19 protein-coding genes are annotated in these 24588 nt (G+C 60.8%); 10 read left to right on the top strand and 9 right to left on the bottom strand.

Going from position 1 to position 24588, the window contains the following annotated elements; genetic code table 11:
- The first annotated feature begins 145 nt into the window (after positions 1-145).
- The 9 genes from dusB to hflX all read left to right on the top strand — a co-directional run bounded on the left by dusB (position 146) and on the right by hflX (position 11886).
- Positions 146-1147: a tRNA dihydrouridine synthase DusB gene (gene dusB, locus SKA53_RS04765; protein ID WP_007204931.1), complete on the top strand. Its 1002-nt coding sequence runs from the start codon at positions 146-148 to the stop codon at positions 1145-1147.
- Positions 1144-2220 (top strand): two-component system sensor histidine kinase NtrB, encoded by a 1077-nt coding sequence (locus SKA53_RS04760; protein ID WP_007204930.1) that lies wholly within the window; start codon positions 1144-1146, stop codon positions 2218-2220. The genes dusB and SKA53_RS04760 overlap by 4 nt, the downstream gene beginning before the upstream one ends.
- A complete protein-coding gene (locus SKA53_RS04755) occupies positions 2220-3593 on the top strand; it encodes a sigma-54-dependent Fis family transcriptional regulator (protein WP_040482796.1) in 1374 nt (457 codons plus the stop codon). Before SKA53_RS04760 ends, SKA53_RS04755 begins: the two co-directional genes overlap by 1 nt.
- A gap of 123 nt (positions 3594-3716) precedes the next feature.
- Positions 3717-5945, top strand: a complete 2229-nt coding sequence (locus SKA53_RS04750) for a sensor histidine kinase NtrY-like (RefSeq protein WP_007204928.1) — start codon at positions 3717-3719, stop codon at positions 5943-5945.
- 7 nt (positions 5946-5952) lie between these two features.
- Positions 5953-7356, top strand: coding sequence for a sigma-54-dependent transcriptional regulator (locus tag SKA53_RS04745; protein WP_007204927.1), 1404 nt, complete (start codon positions 5953-5955; stop codon positions 7354-7356).
- The gene (gene trkA / locus SKA53_RS04740) at positions 7353-8729 is read left to right on the top strand and encodes a Trk system potassium transporter TrkA (protein ID WP_007204926.1); all 1377 of its coding nucleotides are present in this window, start codon (positions 7353-7355) and stop codon (positions 8727-8729) included. Before SKA53_RS04745 ends, trkA begins: the two co-directional genes overlap by 4 nt.
- Positions 8729-10249 (top strand): TrkH family potassium uptake protein, encoded by a 1521-nt coding sequence (locus SKA53_RS04735; RefSeq protein ID WP_007204925.1) that lies wholly within the window; start codon positions 8729-8731, stop codon positions 10247-10249. Before trkA ends, SKA53_RS04735 begins: the two co-directional genes overlap by 1 nt.
- A 126-nt stretch (positions 10250-10375) precedes the next feature.
- Positions 10376-10609: an RNA chaperone Hfq gene (hfq, locus tag SKA53_RS04730; RefSeq protein ID WP_007204924.1), complete on the top strand. Its 234-nt coding sequence runs from the start codon at positions 10376-10378 to the stop codon at positions 10607-10609.
- A gap of 5 nt (positions 10610-10614) precedes the next feature.
- Positions 10615-11886, top strand: a complete 1272-nt coding sequence (gene hflX, locus SKA53_RS04725; protein WP_040483132.1) for a GTPase HflX — start codon at positions 10615-10617, stop codon at positions 11884-11886.
- Positions 11887-11953: 67 nt separating this feature from the next.
- Here the strand turns inward: hflX and SKA53_RS04720 are convergent, their stop codons facing one another.
- The 8 genes from SKA53_RS04720 to SKA53_RS04685 form a co-directional block, all read right to left on the bottom strand.
- Positions 11954-14425 (bottom strand): penicillin acylase family protein, encoded by a 2472-nt coding sequence (locus SKA53_RS04720; protein WP_007204922.1) that lies wholly within the window; start codon positions 14423-14425, stop codon positions 11954-11956.
- 55 nt (positions 14426-14480) lie between these two features.
- On the bottom strand, positions 14481-15785 hold the full coding sequence (locus tag SKA53_RS04715) for a branched-chain amino acid ABC transporter permease (RefSeq protein WP_007204921.1): 1305 nt from the start codon (positions 15783-15785) through the stop codon (positions 14481-14483).
- Positions 15782-16792 carry a branched-chain amino acid ABC transporter permease gene (locus SKA53_RS04710; RefSeq protein ID WP_007204920.1) on the bottom strand — a complete coding sequence of 337 codons (1011 nt, stop codon included), beginning with the start codon at positions 16790-16792 and terminating at the stop codon, positions 15782-15784. The genes SKA53_RS04715 and SKA53_RS04710 overlap by 4 nt, the downstream gene beginning before the upstream one ends.
- Before the next feature lie 3 nt (positions 16793-16795).
- The gene (locus SKA53_RS04705; RefSeq protein WP_007204919.1) at positions 16796-17509 is read right to left on the bottom strand and encodes an ABC transporter ATP-binding protein; all 714 of its coding nucleotides are present in this window, start codon (positions 17507-17509) and stop codon (positions 16796-16798) included.
- 37 nt (positions 17510-17546) lie between these two features.
- Positions 17547-18332: an ABC transporter ATP-binding protein gene (locus SKA53_RS04700; RefSeq protein ID WP_007204918.1), complete on the bottom strand. Its 786-nt coding sequence runs from the start codon at positions 18330-18332 to the stop codon at positions 17547-17549.
- A 95-nt stretch (positions 18333-18427) separates the two neighbouring features.
- Positions 18428-19612, bottom strand: a complete 1185-nt coding sequence (locus tag SKA53_RS04695) for an ABC transporter substrate-binding protein (protein ID WP_007204917.1) — start codon at positions 19610-19612, stop codon at positions 18428-18430.
- A 150-nt stretch (positions 19613-19762) separates the two neighbouring features.
- The gene (locus SKA53_RS04690; RefSeq protein WP_007204916.1) at positions 19763-21283 is read right to left on the bottom strand and encodes a DUF1963 domain-containing protein; all 1521 of its coding nucleotides are present in this window, start codon (positions 21281-21283) and stop codon (positions 19763-19765) included.
- A 14-nt stretch (positions 21284-21297) separates the two neighbouring features.
- The gene (locus SKA53_RS04685; RefSeq protein ID WP_007204915.1) at positions 21298-22299 is read right to left on the bottom strand and encodes a GlxA family transcriptional regulator; all 1002 of its coding nucleotides are present in this window, start codon (positions 22297-22299) and stop codon (positions 21298-21300) included.
- A 161-nt stretch (positions 22300-22460) separates the two neighbouring features.
- On the opposite strand from SKA53_RS04685, the gene SKA53_RS04680 reads away from it, so the two are divergent.
- Entirely contained in the window at positions 22461-23831 is a 1371-nt protein-coding gene (locus SKA53_RS04680; RefSeq protein WP_007204914.1) for a class II 3-deoxy-7-phosphoheptulonate synthase, read from the top strand.
- Here SKA53_RS04680 and SKA53_RS04675 read toward each other — a convergent pair whose 3' ends face one another.
- A complete protein-coding gene (locus SKA53_RS04675) occupies positions 23832-24485 on the bottom strand; it encodes a PAS domain-containing protein (RefSeq protein WP_007204913.1) in 654 nt (217 codons plus the stop codon).
- Positions 24486-24588: the final 103 nt, after the last annotated feature.

The following is a 24588-nucleotide window of genomic DNA, read 5'->3' as shown; positions in this document are numbered from 1 at the left end:
GCGCTGCGGCGCAATTCGTCTCTTTGACAGGCGCTTTGACTAATTTTTAGGCATATGCTTTTATTCAGGGATAATCGTATGCTTCTGACGTTGTGATGTGGTGCTATTCGGCTTACTTCAGCAGCAACGCTCACCCTTTAGGCAGATGTCGTATCTTTTGACTGAAACAACCGCCATCATTCTTGACAATGTCAGGCTGCAACCGCCCGTCGCTCTTGCGCCACTGGCGGGGATCACCGATCTGCCGTTCCGGCAATTGGTGGCGTCTTTCGGTGCGGGCTGGGTTGTCAGTGAAATGGTCGCCAGTCAGGAAATGGTGCAGGCCAAACCCGGCGTGCGCGAAAGGGCAGAGCTTGGTTATGACCAGCAAGGCACCGCCGTCCAGATCGCCGGACGCGAGGCGTATTGGCTGGCAGAGGCCGCCCGCATGATCGAGGCCAATGGCGCCGCGATGATCGACATCAACATGGGCTGTCCGGCGAAAAAGGTCACCAACGGCTATTCCGGGTCTGCGCTGCTGCGCGACCCTGACCACGCGCTGCGGTTGATCGAGGCTGTGGTGAACGCGGTCAAGCTGCCTGTGACGCTGAAAACGCGGCTGGGCTGGGACCATGATTGCCTGAACGCTGCTGATGTGGCACGGCGCGCGCAGGATGCGGGCATCAGGCTGGTCACGATCCACGGGCGCACGCGTTGCCAGTTTTACAAAGGGGCCGCCGATTGGCGCGCCATCCGCGAAATCAAGCAGGCTGTCAGCATCCCCGTCATCGCCAATGGTGATATCACTGGGCCGGAGGCTGCGAAACAGGCGCTGGCATTGTCCGGCGCAGACGGCGTGATGATCGGGCGGGGCGCGCAGGGGCGGCCTTGGGTGCTGGCACAGGTCGCAGCACGGCTGCATGGCACCAAGATGCCCGTGATCCCGCAAGGGGCGGACTTTATCGACATGGTTGGCGCGCATTACAGCGCGATGCTGTCGTTCTACGGGCTGGATCTGGGGCGGCGTGTCGCGCGCAAACATCTGGGCTGGTATATGGATGAAGCTGGCACACCCGCCGGTCTGCGCAAGGCGATCCTGACGCATGACACCCCCGATGCGGTACTGCGCGATCTGGCCGATGCCTTGGCGATGCGGGTGGCGGCATGATTCAGGACACAGCCCTTTGGTCGTCGCTGCCGGTGCCTGCCTTGCTGCTGGACGGCGATGACATCATCATCCTGAGCAATCCTGCGGCGGAAAGTTTCCTGAACCTGTCCACACGGTCGCTGATCGGCCAGCGGATCTGGGAAAAGGTGATGATCGACGCCCCGCTAGAGGCACCTTTTGCCCGCGCGCGGGCCAATCGCACGTCGCTGTTCGTGAATGATGTCGATGTCGGCAGCGGTGAAAACCCGCCGATGATGTGCAACCTGCAATTCGCGCCGCTGCAAGGCTCTGACGACCTGATGATCGTGATGATCAGCCCGCGCGAGATTGCCAGCCGTGTGACGCAGAACCATTCCTCTGCCAAGGCTGCGAAATCGGCGATCGGCATGGCCGAAATGCTGGCGCATGAGATCAAGAACCCGCTGGCGGGGATCACCGGCGCGGCACAGCTTTTGTCGATGGGGCTGACAACCGAAGACCGCGAATTGACCGACCTGATCGTCGAGGAAAGCCGCCGGATCGTCAAACTGCTCGAACAGGTGGAACAATTCGGCAATCTGCGCCCGCCGCTGCTCAAGCCTGTGAACATCCACGATGTGCTGGACCGCGCGCGCCAGTCTGCATCCGTGGGTTTTGGCGCGCATATGCTGTATATCGAGGATTACGATCCATCCCTGCCGCGCACCATGGCCGATGCGGATCAGCTGTTGCAGGTGTTTCTGAACCTTTTGAAAAACGCAGCCGAGGCCAACAGGGACGGCGGCGCGATCCGGCTACATACGTTTTACGACACATCCCTGCGGGTGCGGCGCAATGACGGCACCCAATCCCGGCTGCCCCTGCAGATCGAGATTATCGACGATGGCCCCGGCCTGCCGCCTGCCATCGCGGCGGATGTGTTCGAACCTTTTATATCGGGCAAGGAAAACGGCACCGGCTTGGGGCTGGCGCTGGTGTCGAAACTGATCGGCGACGGTGGCGGCTGGATCACGGTGGATTCGGTGCCGGGGCGCACCTGTTTTCGCATCTCGCTGCCGCTGGCGCCCAAAGAGACTGAAACAGGAGAAGATTGATGGACGGGACAATTCTGGTTGCCGATGACGACCGCACGATCCGCACCGTCTTGACCCAGGCCCTGACGCGGGCGGGCTGCAAGGTCCATGCGACGTCATCGCTGGTGACGCTGATGCGCTGGGTCGAAGAAGGCAAGGGCGATCTGGTGATTTCCGATGTCATCATGCCTGATGGCAACGGCTTGGAACAATTGCCCAAAATCGCCGCCCTGCGCCCCGGTCTGCCGGTGATCGTGATTTCGGCACAAAACACGATCATGACCGCCATTCAGGCAGCCGAGGCTGACGCCTATGATTATCTGCCCAAACCTTTTGATCTGCCCGATCTGATGAAACGTGCAGCGCGTGCGCTGGAAACCAAACGCCGTGCCGGAATTTCGCGCGCCCCGGACTTGAATGCGACCGAACAGGGCGGCGATCTGCCTCTGGTGGGGCGCACGGGGGTGATGCAGGCGCTGTACCGGCTGGTTGCGCGGGTGATGAACACCCAGCTGCCGGTGCTGATCACCGGCGAAAGCGGGACTGGCAAGTCGCTGATCGCACGCGCGGTACATGATTTTTCTGACCGTCGCAGCCTGCCTTTCATCGTCGTGGCCCCCGCCGATCTGGACGGGATGGATGGGCCGTCCACGATCCTGTCGCGCGCGCGCGGTGGCACGATCCTGTTTGACGAGGTCAGCGACCTGACCGATGCCGATCAGGCGCGCATCGTGCGGATGCTGGATACTTTGGGCGAAAACGCGCCGCGGATCATGGCCACATCGCAAAACGACCTGATGATCCGGATGGAAGACGGCTCTTTTCGCGAAGACCTGTTCTATCGGCTGGGCGGTGTCACCGTCGCCGTGCCATCCTTGCGCGAAAGGGTCGATGACATTCCGTTGTTGGCCGATCATTTTCTGGCGCGTGCCGAACGCGAAGGCGCGCCCGCACGCCGGTTCGGGGCTGCCGCGATCGACATGGTCCGCGCCTATAGCTGGCCCGGCAATGTGCGCCAGCTTGAAAACGCCGTGCGCCGGCTGGTGTTCACCGCCGCCGAGGATGAGATTTCGCGCGCCGAGGTGGAAATGGTGCTGGGCAACCAGCCCGCGATCGAGCCTTTGCGCTCTGGTGGCGAGGGGGAAAAACTCTCTGCCAGCGTGGGCAAGCATCTGCGCCGATATTTCGACCTGCATGGCGGGGTGCTGCCGCCGCCCGGCCTGCACAACCGTATTTTGAAAGAGGTCGAAGGCCCGCTGATCGAAATCGCGCTCGATGCCACCGGCGGTAATCAGGCGAAATGCGCCGACCTTTTGGGGATCAACCGCAATACTTTGCGCAAGAAGATCACCGATCTGGATATCCGCGTGACACGCCGCCGCAAATTGATGTAAAACCGCAACAGAACCGTGGCCTTACTGCGTCAGCAGGGCGGGATTACCACGGCAAATGCGGTCATGCGGGGGTAGCCCCGCCTTAATCACAAGGCGGCACGCGTGCAGCGTACCCTTCTGCGAATGGATTTCACCCGACTGGTCCGCTGGTTCCGGCAGCGTCATGTGCAAAATGCCCTGACACTGACGCTGCTGTTTTGCGCGCCGGTGCTCGCGGGCCTGACCTATTGGGTGGTCGGGCCGCTGGGGCAGGGCACGTCATCGCGCACTTTGCAGGTCATGCTGCTGATCGACCTGGTTTTTATCCTGATTGTCATGGCGCTGGTGATGCGGCTGGTGGCGCGGATGATCGCGGCCCGGCGCGCGAAATCCGCCGGATCGCGGCTGCATCTGCGGCTGACCAGCGTGTTTGCCGTTTTCGCGCTGATCCCCACGGTGCTGGTCGCGGTATTTTCGGTGTTGTTGCTGTCGGTCGCTCTCGACGGGTTGTTTTCGGAACCTGTGGGCAATGTGCTGCGCACCTCGCTGACCACCGCGCAGGCCTATGAGGAAGAACATATCCAGGATCTGACCCGCGATGCGCAGGGGCTGGCCGCCTATCTGAACCGCGAACGCCAGCGCGATCTGTTCATGGATGACGGCGATCTGCGGCTAGCCTTGGGCGAGGTGCAGGGCCAGATCGACCGCGGGCTGAGCGAGGCGTTTGTCATTGACAGTGCAGGCGTGATCGCGGCGCGGGCGGTCGGGTCTTATGAATTTGATTATGAACGGCCCGCTGCCGATGATTTCACCCGCGCGCGCGATGAACAGCTGGTGATCTTCGAAGACCCCGAAAACAACGAATTCCGCGCATTGATCCCGCTGGAAACCTTTCCCGACCGGTTTTTGTATGTCACCCGCGATGTGGATGGCAACGTGCTGGCCTTGCTGGATGAAACCACCGAAACGGTGCAGCAATATGAACAGCTTGCGTCTGATCAGGGCCGGATGCTGTTTCAGTTCGGGCTATTGTATCTTGGTTTTGCACTGATCCTGATCCTTGGCGCGATCTGGGGCGGGCTGTGGTTTGCCGAACGGCTGTCGCGCCCAGTGGGGCGGCTGGTATCGGCGTCGCAGCGCGTCGGGTCCGGCGATCTGGACGTGCGCGTGATCGAAGATGAAGGCGACGACGAGATTTCGCAATTGGGCCATTATTTCAACCAGATGACCGGCCAGTTGAAAGGCCAGCGCGAGGCGTTGTTGAACAGTAACCGCATCTCCGAACGGCGCAGGCGGCTGTTTGATTCCGTGCTGAGTTCGGTGACATCGGGGGTTGTGGGGTTGGATGCGGATGGGCGTGTTGCCTTTGTAAACCCGTCGGCGCGCAGGCTTTTGTCGGTGAATGACGATAGCGCCGATCATTCGCTGTCGGTCGCCGTGCCGGAATTTGCGGCCCTGTTCGAACAAGTCCGCCAATCGGGCCACGAGTCTGTGCAGGACCAGATCAACCTGATCCGCAAAGGCCAGCAAGAAAGCCTGCTGGTGCGCATGTCGCCGCGTCGCACCGATGGTGGTGCATTGGAAGGCTACGTTGTGGCCTTTGACGATGTGACCGATCTGGTCAGTGCGCAGCGCATGGCCGCCTGGGGTGATGTCGCGCGCCGCATCGCGCATGAGATCAAGAACCCGCTCACCCCGATCCAGCTGTCGGCGGAACGGATCAAGCGTAAATTCCGCGCGCAGGTTGGTGACGATGCAGAGGCGCTGGATCAGATGACGGATGTGATCGTGCGCCAAACCAATGACTTGCGCCGTATTGTTGATGAGTTTTCCAAATTCGCGCGGATGCCTGAACCCGTGCTGGTGCTGAATGATCTGACCAAGGTGGTGGCTGATGCCATCATGTTGCAACGCGCAGGCCAGCCACAGGTCAAGATCACCGGCGATCTGCCGGATGTTGCCATTCTGGCCGATATGGATGCGACAATGATTTCGCAGGCCTTGCTGAACCTGATCAAGAACGCTGGCGAAGCCACGGAAACCTATATCGAAAAACACGGGTCCGAAGGTTACGCGCCACAAATCAGGATCGCGATGCAGCAAGACGGCAACCGCGTCAGCATCACGATTGCAGACAATGGTATCGGCCTGCCCGAAGACCGCGCGCGCCTGTTCGAACCCTATGTCACGACGCGCGACAAAGGGACCGGCCTTGGCCTTTCTATTGTCAAAAAGATCATCGAAGAACACGGTGGCACACTTACCCTGACCGATGCCGATATCTTTGCGGGCAATACGCACGCGGGGGCGGCGGCGGTGATCCATCTGCCTGCGGTGCAGGCACAACACGAAAACGCAAGAATACCAGCATGAGGACGATATGGGCGATATCCTGATCACAGATGACGAACGCGATATCCGGGAGCTGATTTCCGACATCCTGCGCGACGAAGGGTTCAGCACGCGGCTGGCGGGCACATCGGACGAATGCATGGCGCAGATCGCGGCAGAGGTGCCGGCGCTGATGATCCTCGATATCTGGCTCAAAGACAGCAATATGGACGGGATCGACATCCTCAAGACGGTGAAACGCGATCACCCCGAAGTGCCGATTGTCATCATTTCAGGCCATGGCAATATCGAAATCGCGGTCGCAGCGATCAAACAGGGCGCTTATGATTTCATCGAAAAACCCTTCAATATCGACCAGTTGCTGGTCGTGATCCGCCGGGCGATGGAAACATCCCGCCTGCGCCGTGAAAACAGCGAACTCAAACGCGGCGAGATTGCACAGGCGGAAATGATTGGCGAAAGTGCCGCGTTCCGGATGCTGAAATCGCAGCTCGACAAGGTGACAAAATCGAACGGGCGCGTGATGCTGACCGGCCCTGCGGGTGCGGGCAAGGAAATCGCCGCACGCTATATCCATGCCAATTCTGCACGCGCCAATGCGCCTTTCGTGACTGTCAGTTCCGCCACCATCGCGCCCGACCGCATGGAAGAGGTGCTATTCGGCCGCGAAGGTGCAGGCCGCGGTGTGGAACCTGGTCTGCTCGAAGAAGCCAACGGCGGCGTGATCTATTTTGACGAAGTGGCCGATATGCCGCTTGGGACGCAATCGAAAATCCTGCGGGTGCTGGTGGATCAGCGGTTCCAGCGGGTCGGAGGCAATGACAAGGTGCAGGTCGATCTGCGTGTGATTTCCAGCACCAACCGCGATCTTTCTGCGGCGATTTTGGCGGGTGTGTTCCGAGAGGAATTGTTCCACCGGCTGAATGTCGTGCCAATTGCTGTTCCCTCACTCGAAGAACGGCGCGAGGATATTCCGGTGCTGGCCGACCATTTCATTACATTGTTCAACACCGTTCAGGGCCTGCCGTTACGCAGATTGGCCGATGATGCGCGCGCCTTGTTGCAGACGATGCATTGGCCGGGCAACGTACGACAGTTAAAGAACGTGATAGAACGTGCTTTGATCCTTGGTGAAAGTCGCGGTGACATATCCGCCCGTGAACTGCCCGCTACCGAAGATAACACCGACGATTCAGGCCGGATCGTGCTGGCGGGCGGGCTTGCCACGTTGCCATTGCGCGAGGCGCGCGAATTGTTCGAACGCGAATATCTGCTGACCCAGATCAACCGGTTTGGCGGCAATATCAGCCGCACGGCGTCTTTTGTCGGGATGGAACGCTCGGCGCTGCACCGCAAGCTGAAATCGCTGGGCGTGGTGACGACATCGAAATCGGGCGGGCGTGTCGCCTATATCGACGGTGACGTGGGATGAAAGTTATCATTTGCGGCGCGGGGCAGGTTGGTTGGCAAATTGCGCGCCATCTGTCGGGCGAGAAAAACGACGTTACCGTTGTCGATAATAACCCCGAACTGGTGCGCCGCGCCACCGACACGCTGGATGTCCAAGGCGTGACCGGCTTTGCCAGCCATCCTGACGTGCTGGAACGGGCAGGCGCGCGCGATGCCGATATGGTGATCGCCGCCACCTATTCGGACGAGGTGAACATGGTCACCTGTCAGGTCGCCCATTCGGTTTTCGCTGTGCAACGCAAAATCGCGCGCCTGCGGGCGCAAACCTATCTCGACCCTGCTTATGGTGATCTGTACCGCAAGGACCATCTGCCCATTGATGTCGTGATCTCGCCCGAACGCGAAGTGGCCGAAGCCGCGTTGCAGCGTCTGGCTGCCCCCGCCGCATTCGATACCGAAAGTTTCCTTGACGGGCGCGCGCAATTGCTGGGGATCACCATTGCCGATGATTGCCCCGTCATCAACACGCCGCTGCGGCAATTGACCGATCTGTTTTCGACGCTGCGCGCCATCGTCGTCGGCATCCGGCGCGAAGGTACGCTGTTCGTGCCATCCGCCGAGGACCAGATTTTCGCGGGCGACGATTGTTATCTGTTCACCCATACCGAGGATTTGAACCGCACGCTGGAAATCTTTGGCAAGACGCAGTCGAAACAAGAGCGCATCGTCATTATTGGCGGCGGCAATGTCGGCCTTGGGGTGGCACTGGCGCTGGAGGCGCGCACCGAAAGAATCCGCGTCAAGGTGATCGAGAAAGACCGCGCCGCCGCCGAACGCGCCGCCGATGCGCTGGACCGCACCATCGTGCTGCATGGCGACGGGCTGGACACTGCGCTGCTGGATGAGGCGGGGATCATGAATGCCGATGCCGTGCTCGTGGTCACCGATGACGACAAGACCAACCTGCTGGCCGCTGTTCGGGCCAAGGAAATGGGCTGTGCCATGGCGATCTGTCTGGTCAATGACCCCACGCTGGTGCCGCTGATGGGGCCGCTGGATATCGACGCCTATATCAACCCGCGCGCCACCACGGTCAGTTCGATCCTGCGCCATATCCGCCATGGCCGGGTGCGCAACGTCTATTCCATCGGCGACGCCGAGGCCGAGGTGATCGAGGCGCAGGTTCTGAGCACTTCGCCCATCGCGGGCCAAAAGATCAAGGATATTGATTTCCCCGAAGGCACGCTGATCGGCGGCATGATGAAAGAAGGCAAAGTGATCCGCCCGACCGCCGACACCCGCATCGAAGAAGGCGATGTGATCGCCATCTTTGCCATGACCGCCGATGTCCCCGAAGTGGAACGGCTGTTGCAGGTCAGTATCGACTTTTTCTGATGCAGTGGATCACGCGCCTTCCGTTCTTTGTGGTGCTGATGGGTTTGGGCGCCATCGCGATGCTGCTGCCCGCCGCGCATGGCGCCGTGGTCGAGGATTTCGCCACGATGCGGGTGTTTTTCTACGGGTTCGTGCTGTTCTCGGTGCTGACCCTGCTGATCGCGCTGACGATGTCGGGCTATGTACCTGCCAATATCGCCCGCAGCCAGTTGATCGGTTTGCTGGCCGCCTTTTCGGTGTTGCCGCTGATGTTTGCGGTCCCGTTCTACGAGGCGGTGGGCAACACCAGTTTTCTGGATGCCTGGTTCGAAATGGTGTCAAGTTTCACCACCACGGGGGCGACGGTTTATGCGGGTGGCGCTGATCTGACGCCGTCGCAGCATCTGTGGCGCTCCACCGTGGGCTGGCTCGGGGGGCTTTTGGTTTGGATCACGGCAGTGTCGATCTTTGCGCCGATGAACCTTGGCGGGTTCGAGGTCCGCGCCACAGCCGCTGTCGGACGCGGTGCCACGGGCAGTTTTACCCAGATCGGCGGGGTGGCTGACCCGTCCGAACGGCTGGTGCGCTATACGATGGCGCTGACGCCGGTCTATGCGGGGCTGACCGCCGTTTTGTGGATCGGGTTGGTCATGCTGGGCGAACGCCCCTATATCGCGCTGGCCCATGCGATGGCGGTGCTGTCCACATCGGGGATCACGCCGGTTGGCGGGCTTTATTTCGCAGCCTCGGGGTTTCTCGGCGAAGTGCTGATCTTTGCCTTTTTCGTCTTTGCTCTGTCGCGGCTGACCTTTTCGCGCGGCCTGTCCGGCGAACGCAACCAGTGGCTTTGGCGCGATCCCGAATTCACCACGGCGCTGGTGCTGATCGGACTTGCGACAGTGGCGCTGTTTCTGCGGCATTTTGTCGGGACCACCGAAGCACAGGCCCCCTTCAGCCCGCGCGACGTGGTGACCGCCCTTTGGGGGACGCTGTTCACGGTCACGTCGTTTTTGACCACCACAGGATTTGAATCGCAATTCTGGGGTGCTGCGACAGATTGGTCGCGCCTGTCCACGCCGGGGCTGGTTCTGATCGGGCTGGCGCTGATCGGCGGCGGGGTGGCGACGACGGCGGGCGGGGTAAAATTGTTGCGGATCTATGCGCTGTTCCGGCATCTGGAACGCGAACAGGAACGGCTGTTGTTACCGTCATCGGTGGGCGGCGGCGGGCGTGACGCACGGCGCATCCGCCGGCAGGGGGCCTATATTTCCTGGGTCTTCTTCATGCTTTTTGCGATCAGCATCGCGGCGGTCATGGTGTTGTTGTCGCTGACCGGCGTGCCGTTTGAAACGGCGATGGTTCTGACCGTCGCCGCCTTGTCCACGACCGGCCCGCTGGCCGTGGTCGCCGCCGAAACCCCGATTTTCTATGCCGACCTGCCCGAGGCTGCCAAAATAATCCTCGCCGGGGCGATGGTGCTGGGCCGGTTGGAAACTTTGGCGATCATCGCGCTGTTCAACCCCGAAATCTGGCAACGCTAGCCGTGGGGGGGCTTTGCATTTTTGGGGCTGGAAACTCGGCGATTGGCACGACATACTGGACCCCAGACCGGAAGGCCGGATCACGGCCAAAAGACCAAAAAAAAGAATAAAGAAAAGGATGTCGTCATGGCCGCCGATAAAGCAAATCTGCAAGATGCATTTCTGAACCATGTCCGCAAGACCAAGGTGCCGGTCACGATCTTTCTGGTGAATGGTGTCAAATTGCAGGGGGTCATCACATGGTTCGACAGCTTTTGCGTGTTACTGCGCCGCGACGGGCAATCGCAGCTTGTTTATAAAAGCGCGATTTCCACGATCATGCCGGCGCAGCCGATCAGCCTTTATGAAGGCGAAGAATAGCTTTGCTGGAACACGACAAGCCCGTCACGCGGGCCTGGGTGCTGCACCCTGAATTGAAATCCGACCACAGCCGCCGTGCCCCCGTGCCTGCGCTGGCCGAGGCCGTGGCGCTGGCCGCAGCCTTGCCCGACCTTGACGTGCTCGGGGCCGATATCGTGCGGCTGCCCAAATTGCATGCGGGCAAATTGTTCGGCAAAGGCAAGATCGAAGAATTGCGCATCATCTTTGCCGAGGCAGAGGTTGAACTGGTGCTGGTCGATGGGTCTGTGACACCCGTGCAGCAACGCAATCTGGAAAAAGCCTGGGGGGTCAAATTGCTGGACCGGACCGGTCTGATCCTTGAAATCTTCAGCGACCGCGCCCGCACCTCCGAAGGTGTGTTGCAGGTCGAAATGGCGGCCCTGTCCTATCAGCGCACCCGGCTGGTGCGGGCATGGACCCACCTTGAACGCCAGCGTGGCGGGCTTGGTTTCGTCGGTGGTCCGGGCGAAACCCAGATCGAGGCGGACAGGCGCGCTATCGACGACCAGTTGGTGCGTCTGCGCCGCCAGCTGGAAAAGGTAGGCAAAACCCGCGCGCTGCACCGCGCGTCCCGCGCCAAGGTGCCGTTCCCGATCGTGGCGCTGGTGGGCTATACCAACGCGGGCAAATCGACGTTGTTCAATATGCTGACCGGTGCCGATGTGCTGGCCAAGGACATGCTGTTCGCCACCCTTGACCCGACGATGCGCAAGATCACGCTGCCCACAGGCGACGAGGTGATCATGTCCGACACGGTGGGTTTCATTTCGGACTTGCCGACCGAACTGGTCGCCGCTTTCCGCGCGACATTGGAGGAAGTGCTGGACGCGGATCTGATCCTGCATATCCGTGACATCAGCCATGACCAGACCGAAGAACAAGCGTGCGATGTGATGGCGATCCTGCACAAACTGGGCGTTGCCGAAAACGCCCCGCTGATCGAAGTCTGGAACAAGGTCGATCTGCTGCAAGGCGAAGCCTTTGAAGGCCGCGTCAATCAGGCCGCGCGCACCGAAGATCTTTTCGCGGTCTCGGCGCTGACCGGCGAAGGCATGGCCGCCCTTCTGGCCGCGATCCCCGAAAAACTCAAAGACCCGCGCTCAGAAGCGCTTCTGACGCTGAGCTTCGCCGAAGGGCGCAAACGCGCGTGGTTGTTCGAGGCGGGTATCGTTACGGACGACCAGCAGACGGACGAGGGCTATTGCATGACCGTTGTGTGGACAGCCCTGCAGCAAGAGCGTTTTAGCCGCCTGTAACCGCATCTTCCGAGCGCGGTGAATTGTTTCACACTTCACCGCAATCCCCGCCGGAGGCATAAAAGTTCTATTCCGAACTTTCCACCGGCACCAAGGTCGTGACACCCACCGCCGCCGCACGGGCCAGATCAGGGTCCAGCGACATCGGGATATATTCGCCGCGCCGCCACATCTCGCCCAGATTGTCGTAATAACGCGAAAACGGATGGCCCGATTGTCCGGTGGATGAAATGAACACCGAACTGTCAGGATCGGCGAAATCATAGACCGCGCGATAGCCGGCGGCATGCACATTCTGGAATGGGGCCGGGCCGGTGCCGCGGGTGCGCCCGCGCATCAGCGTGTTATCGCCGCCGCTGGTCGATTGGCGGATATTGACTATCCAGCCGAGGATCGGGGTCGCGCCCAAGACAGGATGATCATGCGTCGCCTCATGCGCGTCGCCCCAACGCACCGCCTCGATGGCGGTGCCGTGGTTTTCGGCGATCCAGATCAGCGCCTCGTCCAGCGCCTGACGTGCGATATCGGCGCAGGTCTCGACGGGGGCAGATTGGATCACGTCGCACCAGATTGATGCGCCATCCACATCGCGGAAAATGCGTTCCAGAAACACGGGGTCCAGATGGGTGAATTCGGCGGCCAGCGGCCCCAGCTCGTCACGGATCACGCGCGCCTGAAACGCCCGCGCCCAGGCGGCATAGATCAACGGTTCGGGCAGATGTTCGTTCATCTCGCCGTTCCATGCGGCCAGCAGTTCCAGCGCAATCTGGCGGCGCCGTTCGGGCGTGCCATCGGGGGCGGCGTCGCCGGTGAACCATAGGTCAGCGCCCATAAAGGTCAGCAGCGTGCGCGCGGTGAAACTGACACTATCCAGCTGCGCTTCGATAAAACTGTCGCGGGTATGGACCTCGCGCGCCTGCATCAACCGCCGCCAGCGGATCACGCGCTGCGTGTCGCCCCAGTCGAACGATACATGGCGCGGAAAGGGGCGGTCGATCATCTTGTTGTTGGTATTGCCGACGATCCCGCCGTCGGGGTCCACGAAACGGGGGTTGTCGACATAGGCAGACACGCCTTGCCAGCGGTTTTCAGGCAAATAGCCGAAACTGGGGTAACGGCCCTGACTTTGGTGGTTCGCGTCACGCATCGGTATCGCCCCGATGGTCTGCATCGCCACGCGGTTGCGGTCGGCCAGCGTCAGGTTCTGGGCGGGGGCGACATGCAATTCACCCGCCGCAATCGCCTGATCCACATTGCGCGCGCGCATCAGCGCCATTGCAGCCGACATCGACGTATCCGTTTGTGATAGCGCAGTCCACCCAATGGCGGTGACATGACCAGGGGGCGTGATCGTACCCAGATCGAACAGATCGTCCGGTATCACCGGCCCGTTTTCGGTCCAGCGCAGGCGGATTGTGACGGACGGGGCATCCTTGATCGTGATGATACTGTCGCGGCTGACAAATGACTGCCAACCGTCAAGGCCACGATATTCTTCAGAATTGTTCGGGTTCACCTCTTCCAAGAACACGTCCTGATCATCGACATTCGCAGTTGTCAGCCCCCAGCCGAGATTGGCGCTGCGGCCCGTCAGGATTAGTGGCACACCGGGGATCGTACCACCGATCACGCCGCCACCCTCCAGTTCGAGCCGCGCCAGAAACCAGATGCTGGGCGCGGTCAGCCCCAGATGCGGGTCATTGGCCAGCAGGGTCGATCCCGTCGCGGACCGCGTCGCATTTGCCGCCCAGGCATTTGATGCGCCGGCCAAGGCGCGCGGCGGCACGGGCATCAGCGGATCATAGGCCATGCGTGTGCTGGGCTGGTTTGGCACGACATCCGGCACCAATGCGGCATAGGATGGCAGGGCGGCAACACCGCTGCCCGGATCATCGGGCAGCACGTCGCTCAGCCTGGCGGGGCTGACGATCAGCGATACACGCGCGCGCAAAACCTCGTTTTCCAGGCTCGATGTCAGTTGCAGCGCCATCAGTTTCAGGATCGCGATGGAATCGGCGGGCTGCCAGCGGGCGATCGGATGATTGAACAACCACATTTCCGGTGCGCCACGGCCCAAGGCACCTTTGTTCACCTCGTCCAGCCAGGTGTTCACGCCGTCTGCGTAGGCTGTCAGCGCCGCCAGCGTGGACGCGTCCTGTGCCACGACAGATGCGGTTGCAGCATTGTACAGATCATAGCGTCGCAAGACCTGATCAATGTCGAACGTGCGTGCGCCGTAAAGTTCGGACAGCCGGCCCTGCACCGTGCGGCGCAGCATCGTCATCTGCCACAGCCGGTCCTGCGCATGGGCATAGCCCAGACCGAAAAACACGTCTTCGTCAGTCGCGCCAAAGATATGCGGCACATTGGCATTGTCGCGCACGATCTCTACCGGTGCAGAGATGCCTGCGACCTGTGCCGTCGCGTCGTAATCGGGCAGGGACCGCGTGGCAAAGTACCACGCCAGCACAACGCCTGCGACCATCAGCACGATCAGCGTGGTGGTCAGTCGGACAGCCCAGCGAAACAACGTGAACATGTAATACCCTATTCAATTCCCCCGCCTTTCTATCAAGGCGGGGGCCAAGAACAAGTCAGCGTTCGGGGATCAGCCCGCGCGGGCTGAACCGCAGCACGATCAGCATCAACAGCCCCATGGTCAGCAGGCGCATATGGGCGGCGGCGTCGATCATCCGTGTCTGCAACGCGCTGCCGTCTTCCAGACCGCTCGACAAGATCTGCATCAGCGCCAGCCCCATCGGTTCCACCTGCACCCAGAGCCACCAGATCAGGATACCGCCCAGCACCGCGCCAAAATTATTGCCCGATCCTCCGACGATCACCATGACCCAGACCAGAAAGGTAAAGCGCAAAGGCTGATAGCTGCCGGGCGTCAATTGCCCGTCCAGCGTGGTCATCATCGCCCCCGCAACCCCGCAGATGGCAGAGCCAAGGATAAAGATCTGTAAATGCCGTGCGGTGACATCCTTGCCCATTGCACGCGCGGCGGTTTCATTGTCGCGGATCGCGCGCATCATGCGGCCCCAGGGGCTTTTCAGGGCCATCTGCGCCATCCACAGCAGGATCAGCAGCACGACGGCGAACAAAGCTGAATAGGCCAGTTTCGTATAGATCCCCGATGCCGTCACCGGATCAAGCCCAAGGCCCACGGCGCGCGCCACGAATGTCGGGTCTTGCTGTAATTCGATTTCGAAGGGGACGGGCCGGTCAAGGCCAATCACGTTCTTGACGCCGCGTGACAGCCAGTCTTCGTTTTTCAGCACCGCGATGATGATTTCCGCAATGCCCAGCGTGGCAATGGCCAGATAATCCGACCGCAGGCCCAAAGCCGTCTTGCCGATGATCCATGCGGCACCGGCGGCCAGCAGGCCACCCACGGGCCATGACAACAGCACCGGCAGGTTCAGCCCGCCGATATTGCCGCTGACCGAAGGGTTGATCGCCTCGATTGCAGTAACACCCGGATCGAACACCGCGCGATAGATGAAAAAGCCTGCGATCAGAATTGCCAGCGTCGTCAGCGTGCGGATGCGCCCCAGTGCCATCCGGTGTTGCGCAAGGATCGCCCCGATCACTGTCATGCCCCCCAGCAACAGACCGATCACGATATTCCAGCCACCTGCGGCCCAAGCACCTTCGGTCGGCGGGGTCGAGATCAGCACGGCGGCCAGCCCGCCAAGTGCGACAAACCCCATCACCCCGATATTGAACAGGCCGGCAAAGCCCCATTGCAGGTTGACGCCCAGCGCCATGATTGCCGAAATCAGCCCCATGTTCAGGATCAGCAGGGCAGAATTCCAGCCCTGCACGATACCCGTCCCGATCATCAGGACAGCGACGAAACCGAACAGCAGCGGTGCGCGGATAGCGGGGTTCATACGGATTTCCCTTTGAACAGGCCGGTCGGCTTGAACAGCAGCACGACAATCAGGATCGCAAAGCTGACGGCGAATTTATAATCGGTGGACATAAGCTGAACCAAGGCTTCGGGCGCAAGGTTTTCGGGTAAAATATAGCCCAGCACGCGTTTCCACGCATAGGTCACGGTGACTTCGCTAAAGGCGATGACGAAACCGCCTGCAATAGCGCCCAAGGGGCTGCCAAGCCCGCCGACGATAGCCGCGGCAAAGATCGGCAGCAGCAGCTGGAAATAGGTGAATGCCTTGAAGGATTTATCCAGCCCGTACAGCACACCTGCCGTTGTAGCCAAGGCAGCAACGATCATCCATGTCACCTTGACCACCCAATCGGGGTTGATGCCCGACAAAAGCGCCAGATCCTCGTTATCGGAAAAGGCGCGCATGGATTTGCCGGTGCGGGTCTTGTTCAGGAACCAAAACAGCAGCGCCATGGCAATCAGGGCCACGATAACAGTGATGACCTGTGTGGTGCGGATCGCCAGCCCCTCGGCCAGACCTGTTGCTTCGCGGAACCCGCGCGCGGTGACGACAAAGCGTTCGCCATCAGCGAAATTGATGTCTCCCACGCCGATGATGAACCGCACGATCCCGTTCATGATGAACATCACCCCCATCGACACGATCACAAGGATCACAGGGGCGGCTTTCTTGGTGCGGTAGAATTTATAGACTGTCCAATCCGTGCCAAGCACCAGCAGACAGGTGGCTGCAATGCCCAAGGGCAGGGCGATCAATGCGGTGGGCAGCGGGCCAAAGGTGATGCCAGCGGCGATCAGCGCATTGGTGCCGATGATCGTGATCGCCGTGCCAAAGGCCATCGTGTCGCCATGGGCGAAGTTGGAAAACCGCAGGATGCCGTAGATCAGCGTGACACCCAGCGCACCCAGCGCCAGCTGCGCGCCATAGGCCAACCCCGGCACGATGACAAAATTGGCCAGTACGACCAAAGCGTTGATGACATCCATACCCTATCCCCCCAAAAAGCTGCGGCGGACTTCGGGATCGGCCAGCAATTGCTTGCCCGTGCCGGTATGGGCATTGCGCCCCTGCACCAGCACATAGGCTTTGTCTGCGATTTCAAGCGCTTGGCGCGCGTTCTGTTCGACCATCAGGATCGGGATACCGGTCCGCGCGACCTCGATGATGCGGTCGAACAATTCGTCCATCACAATGGGGCTGACGCCTGCGGTGGGTTCGTCCAGCATCAGGACCTTGGGCTTGGTCATCAGCGCGCGGCCCACAGCGACCTGTTGGCGCTGCCCGCCGGACAATTCGCCTGCGGCCTGATGGCGCTTTTCTTTCAGGATCGGGAACAGGTCATAGACCTGCGCCATCGTATCGCTGAAATCGTCGCGGCGGATAAAGGCGCCCATTTCAAGGTTTTCTTCAACCGTCATCGAGGTGAAAATATTGGAGGTCTGCGGCACGAACCCCATCCCCTTGACCACGCGTTCCTGCGGGGTCAGGTGGGTGATGTCTTCGCCATCCAGCCGCACCGCACCGCTGTTCACGTTCAGCATGCCGAACACCGCCTTCATCGCGGTGGATTTGCCTGCGCCGTTGGGGCCGACGATCACGGCGATTTCGCCCCTTTCCACGGCAATGGTGCAGCCATGCAAAATATCGGGGCCTTTGCCATAACCGCCGGTCATGGTGTCGCCAATCAGGAAAGGTTCGGTCACGGGATTACATACTCCGCCAGAATGCTCAGCAAGAATTTCATACCACAGCCACCTTGTCCTTGTTCTTTAGTCCGGTGCCGAGATAGGCCTCGATCACCTGTTCATTGGCTTTGATCTCTGCCAGCGTGCCTTGGGCCAAGACGCGGCCTTCGGCCATGCAAATGACCGGATCGCACAGCCGGCCGATGAAATCCATGTCATGTTCGATCACGACAAAGGTGTAATTGCGTTCCTTGTTCAGCCGGATAATCGCATCGCCAATGGTGTTGAGCAGGGTGCGGTTCACACCTGCGCCGACCTCGTCCAGAAAAACGATCTTGGCGTCCACCATCATGGTGCGCCCCAGTTCGAGCAGTTTTTTCTGCCCGCCCGACAGGTTGCCAGCGCGTTCTTCTTTCAGATGTTCGATGGTCAGGAATTCGATGACCTCGTCGGCCTTGGCGCACAGCGCGCGTTCTTCATCCGCGATCCGCTTGCGGCCGAACCATGCGTTCCACAGCGTTTCACCCGATTGGCCCGCGGGGACCATCATCAGGTTTTCGCGCACCGTCATGGATGAAAATTCATGCGCAATCTGAAAGGTGCGCAGCAAGCCTTTGTGAAACAACGCATGCGGGGGCAGGCCGGTGATGTCTTCGCCCATCATCGTCACGCGGCCCGATGTTGGTTGAAGAACGCCCGCGATCACATTGAAAAGCGTTGTTTTTCCAGCACCATTTGGCCCGATCAGCCCGGTGATGGACCCTTGTTCGATGCGCAAGGATGCCCCATCGACAGCGCGAAAACCACCAAAGGTCTTCACCAGATTTTCAACGACGATCATTTTTGCTCCCCGCGCGCGGGCGTTATCGCCCGTCTTGCTTTGAAAAAACGGCGCGGGGACTGGCCCCGCGCCGTCTAGGTCATGATCCGGTCAGATCAACGGAACCCGATGGTGGAATAAACGCCATCCTTGAATTCGATTTCCTGATAGTTACCAGCGGATTCGCCGGGTCCGATCAGTTCGACGGCGGAAGCGCCTTCATAGTTGACGTCCTGACCGGCGGCGATCAGTTCCAGTGCCTTGGCCAGTTCACCCGGATAGATCACTTCGCCCGGTTCATTGGCGACGTCAAAGACATGGTCCTTGAAATCGGCGGAATTGCTGGACCCGGCCTTGGCCATCGCCAGCATGATCAAGGCTGCCGCATCATAGGATTCCGGCGCAAACGCGCTGGTGCCGTCAAAACCCGCACCTTCCGCCATTGTGACGAACAGGGCAGCACCCGGGCTGTCGGTGCCGGGATAGGCGCCGAATGTGCCGTTCAGTTCTGCGCCGAAACGGTCGTTCAGCACCGAACCGACCATGCCGTCGGGCAGGTAGAACGTATCGAACGCACCGGTATCAAGTGCAGCACGGATCACACCGGACCCGCCTTGGTCGACGTAACCGGCGACAACCAGCACGTCACCACCAGCAGAGGCCAATGCGCCGACTTCGGCGGAATAATCAGCCTTGCCGTCTTCATGTGCGGCAGAGATCGTCACGGTGCCGCCAGCGGCCTCGAATTCAGCCTGAAACGCATCGGCCAGACCCTTGCCGTAATCGTTGTTGGTATAGGTCACGGCCACATTGTTGAACCCACGGTCCTGCAGGATGTTGGTGATGATCACACCCTGACGCGCGTCGGATGGTGCTGTGCGGAAGAACAGACCGTCATCCTCGGCAGTGGACAGGCCCGGCGAAGTCGCGGAGGGCGAAATCATCACGATGCCGTTGGGGCGGGCCACGTTCTGCAGGATCGCGCCGGTCACGCCGGAACAATCCGCACCCATGATCGCGGTCACGCCATCAGAGGTCACGACGCGTTCAGCAGCGGCCGTCGCGGCGCTGGCGTCGATGCAGGTGCTGTCTGCGCGCACCGAGGTCACGGTTGCGCCGTCCAGCAGCAGACCGGATTCGGTCACTTCGGCCATTGCGAGTTCGGCACCGGCAGCCATGGCAGGCGTGATCGATTCCAGCGGGCCGGTGAAGCCCAGAACAACACCGATCTTGACGTCCTGCGCAAACGCGCCGCCAGCGATCAATGTCATGGCGGTGGTCGCCATCATCAGTTTTTTCATTGTCGTCTCCCTTAACGGATTTTTTATCCTGACGCGCAGATTAGCAGGCCGTTGCCAAAAGGAAAGCCGGAACACAAAGGCGATTGGCCTTAACACGCGGATCATCGGGGGAAATCGGCCCGTGCCGCAAAAGCAGGCACAAGGCCCACATCATGTGCTTTGCCGGGTCACGGCGACCGCGTCCCAGCGCCGTGCAGCCAGATCATCGGTGCTGATCCAGAACCGGATCACCCCCATGTCGCCCCAGCCCACCAGCGCATCGGCATGCAGTTGCAACAGCATGTGGTCATGCGCATGCATGCCCGTTTGGGCCTGCCCGTCGCTGGCCGCGCCGAACATCTGGTGCCAGCGGCCTTGTGACGGCAGGCGGTGATGCGCGTCCAGATCAGCTTTGACCGGTTCGGGCAGCAGGGCATAGACCGCCGGTTCCCCCCGGGCCAGCACCATCAGCGTGGCATTGCGCGCATCGCGCAGCCGCGTGATCTGGCCGCGCGCATAGCGGTAGAACAGCGCGAAACCGGGCTGGCGGTTGGGCCGTGTGCTGATCTGGCCAAACAGCGTTTCCAGCAGCGCGATATCCTCGGGGTCCATCGGCGTAAACCGGTCGCGCCCCGCCACCCATTTTGCCGCGGCCTGCACATAGCGGCGAAACGCGGTTTCATTCTCGATCAGAAAGGCCAGTTCGGCGGCATATCTGTCGCCGTGATCAGCGACACGGGCGCGGGCTGCGGCAATCGTGCGGGGGATGTCGTGTTCAGCCTGCATCAGCGCATGGATCACGCGATGCGCCGTATCCCATAGCCACGGGCGCGCGAGCGCAGGGGCTGTCACGGCATAGCTGTCTGCATCCGGCGTGCCGCCCTTGTCATCACCAAAGGACAGCGCCATCGCGGTGGCGCTGTCCTGTGCTGGCAGCGGATGAAACCCGACCGGCCAGCGCGCAAAGACCGGCGGCATGGTGGTCTGATCGTCATGCTCTGGGCCTGCGGCAATCGGGGGCAGATCGGCGGGCAGGGCGGTTGGGCCCATGCTGTGTGGCGCGATATGCAGAACTTTATGGCCCGTGGCGCTGTCGACAAAGAAACACAAGTTTCCCGCGCGCGGCAATTCCGGCGGCAGCGCGTGGTCGGGCAGGTCTTCCAGCGCGATCTGCGCCAGATGATGCAGCGGCACATCTTGGGCCGAGCGTGGCCAAGGCGTATCGCCCAAATGCGGCAGACCACCCAGCCAGCTGCTGCCATCGCGGGTGATATCAATGCCGCGCCGCGCCTGCCGGATCACGGCGATGGCGGGCGACAGGCGAAACTGGTCCTGCTTGCGCTGGCGCGCGTCGATCACATCCCCCAGCCGCGCCAGATCGGCAAGGCCCAGCATGGGCAGCTTGGCCTTGGGGGCGATGGCGTTGATCCGCGCAGCAAAGGCCGCGCCCGTGCCAAGATCATGCGCTGCAGCGATATCCAGATAGACCTGGTCTGGCGCAGGCGGCAGCACCGGTTCGCGCGGCGGCGGCGGCGGGGCAGGGACGCGGCGCAAGAGCCACACCGCGATGCCAGCAAATCCGACCCCGCCCAGCAGAAACCCCAATTGGCCAACGGCCCCGCCATAAATCGCAGCACCGATCCCGCTCATCCGTGCCGGGGTCAGCGACATCTGCACAAGGCGTCGTGCCATCCGCCGCGATCCGGTCAGACCGACAAACGCGCCGCATGGCTGCCGCGTTCGCGGTAGGGGGTCGTGTCATAATGCGACCGGTAGCATTTGGAAAAATGCGACGGTGACGCAAAACCACACGCCAGCGCCACGTTGATCACGGTCATATCGGTCTGCATCAGCAGGTTGCGTGCCTTTTGCAGGCGCAATTCCATGTAATACCGTTTCGGGCTGCGCGACAGATACCGGCGGAACAGCCGTTCCAGCTGGCGTGTGGACATGCCGACATCGCGGGCCAGCACGGCGGGGCTGATCGGTTCTTCGATATTGCCTTCCATCAGCTGGATCACGCGCGACAGTTTGGGATGGCGCACGCCGATGCGCGTCGGGATCGACAGGCGCTGCGTGTCCTGATCGGTGCGGATCGCGGAATAGATCAGGATATCGGCGACGGCATTGGCCAATTCCTCGCCATGATGATCGGCAATCAGTTTCAGCATCAGGTCGATGGATGCGGTGCCGCCCGCCGTGGTGATCCGGTTGCCATCCACCACGAAAACCGATTTGGTCAGCTCGACCTCTTCGAATTCCTCGATGAAACTGTCCTGATTTTCCCAATGGATCGTGGCACGTTTGCCGTCCAGCAGCCCGGCCTTGGCCATCGCATAACCCGCCGTACACAGCCCCGCGACGGTGACACCGCGCCGTGCCTCGCGGCGCAGCCAATTCAGCACGCGCTTGGTCGTGGCCTTTTGCACGTCGATCCCGCCACACAGCATGATCGTGTCGTCGCGCTCCAGCTCGATCAGGTCGGATTCCAGTTTGAAAGCGCAACCATTCGAACAGCTGGCGATATCACCGCCGTCCCCGATGATGGTCCAGTCGTAGATTTGCTTGCCGGCCGTCCGGTTTGCGATGCGCAAGCTTTCGACGGCACAAGCAAAGCAAAGCATCGTGAATTGATCCATCAACACAAAAACAAAGCGGCGCGGCTTGCTGATTGGTCCGACGTCGATGATTTGCGGCGCTTGGCTCATTGTTGGGATACTCTGGGTTATTACCGGCGGACATCACCAGTTTTCGCCATCCGCGACAAGGGGCAAATGTCAATTCCGAAAGCTGGGCACAGTTTCGGATTGGCCTTGCCTGCCGTGCAGGCTATACCGCGCAACGTTACCGCAGATGATGGAGCAAGACCATGACCGACTGGCAGAAAACGGATTGGCGCAAAAAGCCACGGGTCCAGATGCCTGATTATACCGACGCCGCTGCCTTGGCGGCGGTCGAGGCGCGTCTTGCCAGCTATCCACCGCTGGTTTTTGCCGGTGAAGCGCGCAAGCTGAAAAAGCAGCTCGCCGCCGTCAGCCGTGGCGAGGCGTTTTTGCTTCAAGGCGGCGATTGCGCCGAAAGCTTTGCTGAATTTTCCGCCAATGGCATCCGTGACACGTTCAAAGTGCTGTTACAGATGGCCATGGTGCTGACCTATGGCGCCAAGGTGCCGGTGGTCAAGGTGGGCCGCATGGCAGGCCAGATGGCCAAGCCACGTTCGGCCCCGACCGAGGTTGTGGGCGGTGTCGAACTGCCAAGCTATCGTGGCGATATCATCAACGGGTTCGATTTCACGCCAGAGGCGCGCAATCCCGACCCTGACCGCATGTTGCAGGCCTATCTGCAGGCCGCGGCGACGCTGAACCTGTTGCGCGCCTTTTCCACAGGCGGTTTTGCCAATGTCCACGAGGTTCATAAATGGACCCTTGGTTTTACCGATGCCAACGAGGTCAAGAAATATTCCGACATGGCCAGCCGGATCAGCGATACGCTGGATTTCATGCAGGCGGCGGGGTTGTCGACCGAAACCAACCACGAATTGCAGACGGTTGATTTTTACACCAGCCACGAAGCCCTGCTGCTGGAATATGAAGAGGCTTTGTGCCGCCTGGATTCCACATCGGGCAAGATGCTGGCAGGCTCTGGCCATATGATCTGGATCGGGGATCGCACCCGTCAGCCAGACGGGGCGCATGTTGAATTTTGTAAAGGCGTGATGAACCCGATTGGTCTGAAATGTGGTCCTTCGATGACATCAGGGCATCTTAAGGCGCTGATGGCCTCGCTGAACCCACAGAATGAAGCGGGCCGTCTGACACTGATCGCGCGGTTTGGCGCGGGGCAGGTGGGCGATCACCTGCCACGGCTGGTGCGCGCGGTGCAAGAAGAAGGCGCCAATGTGGTCTGGACCTGCGACGCGATGCACGGCAATACGATCAAATCCTCGAGCGGTTATAAAACGCGGCCCTTTGAATCGGTGCTGCGCGAGGTCAAGGAATTCTTTGGCATCCACAACGCCGAAGGCACGATCCCCGGCGGTGTGCATTTCGAAATGACCGGCGCAGACGTGACCGAATGCACCGGCGGCGTGCGCGCGGTCACGGACGAGGATCTGTCAGACCGCTATCACACGGCCTGCGATCCGCGCCTGAACGCGTCACAATCGCTGGAACTGGCGTTTCTGGTGGCCGAGGAATTGTCGGCGCGCCGCAACAACCTGGCACAGGCCAAGGCCAGCTGATCAGCCGTTATCGATGACCAATCGCAGGGCCGGGCGCACGACGTCCGGCCTTTGCGTTTGTGGCGCGACATCGGCGGGTGGAGGGACAGGCTGGCTACTGGCCAAAGTGATCGCCAGCGTGTCGATGCGCACAGCGCGCCCCGGGGCCAGATCGAACCGGCGGGGCCGGTCATCGGTTGCCCCGTCGCTGACAAGCGCGCCCAGCACGCGGCTGGTCTGGTCGTTTTCATCACGCAGCGGCAGCATCAGGATCGTGCCGGAAAGGGCTGTGCGAAACCTTTGCGCCGGTGCGATCAGGCTTGCCGCGACGATGGCGGGTTGGGTAAAGGCAGTTTCGACCAGCGCGCGCAGCTGTTCGCGGCTATCGGGGGCGAACAACACGCTGACCGGCATACCGCGCGCATCCATGCGCAAAAGCTCGTGGATCTTCTGGCCTGCAACCCGCATCCGCGCCACGCCGGGACCGACCCTTTGCAAGATGAACGCATAGGGCAACGCCGCGTCGATCCCCTGCGGGGCGATATCGTTGCGCGCCGGAATATGGCGCGCATGCCGCAAAGATTGCCAATAGATTTCAAGATTGCGCAGGATGGGGCTATTTGCGCCGGGCAGGCCGTGGTGGCCAGGTCCCGGATTGTTGTGATGGATGGACATGAATACCTCGACCTTGTTAACGCCGCCCGGTTGATGGGGCGAATACTCGTGACTTACGGCCACCCTAAAACAAGTTACCAATGGATTCACTTAACAAAGTGTT

Origin of the sequence: Yoonia vestfoldensis SKA53 (genome assembly GCF_000152785.1) — a bacterium.
In the GTDB taxonomy this organism is placed as follows: domain Bacteria; phylum Pseudomonadota; class Alphaproteobacteria; order Rhodobacterales; family Rhodobacteraceae; genus Yoonia; species Yoonia vestfoldensis_A.
This window is presented reverse-complemented; position numbering and strand designations above follow the sequence as displayed.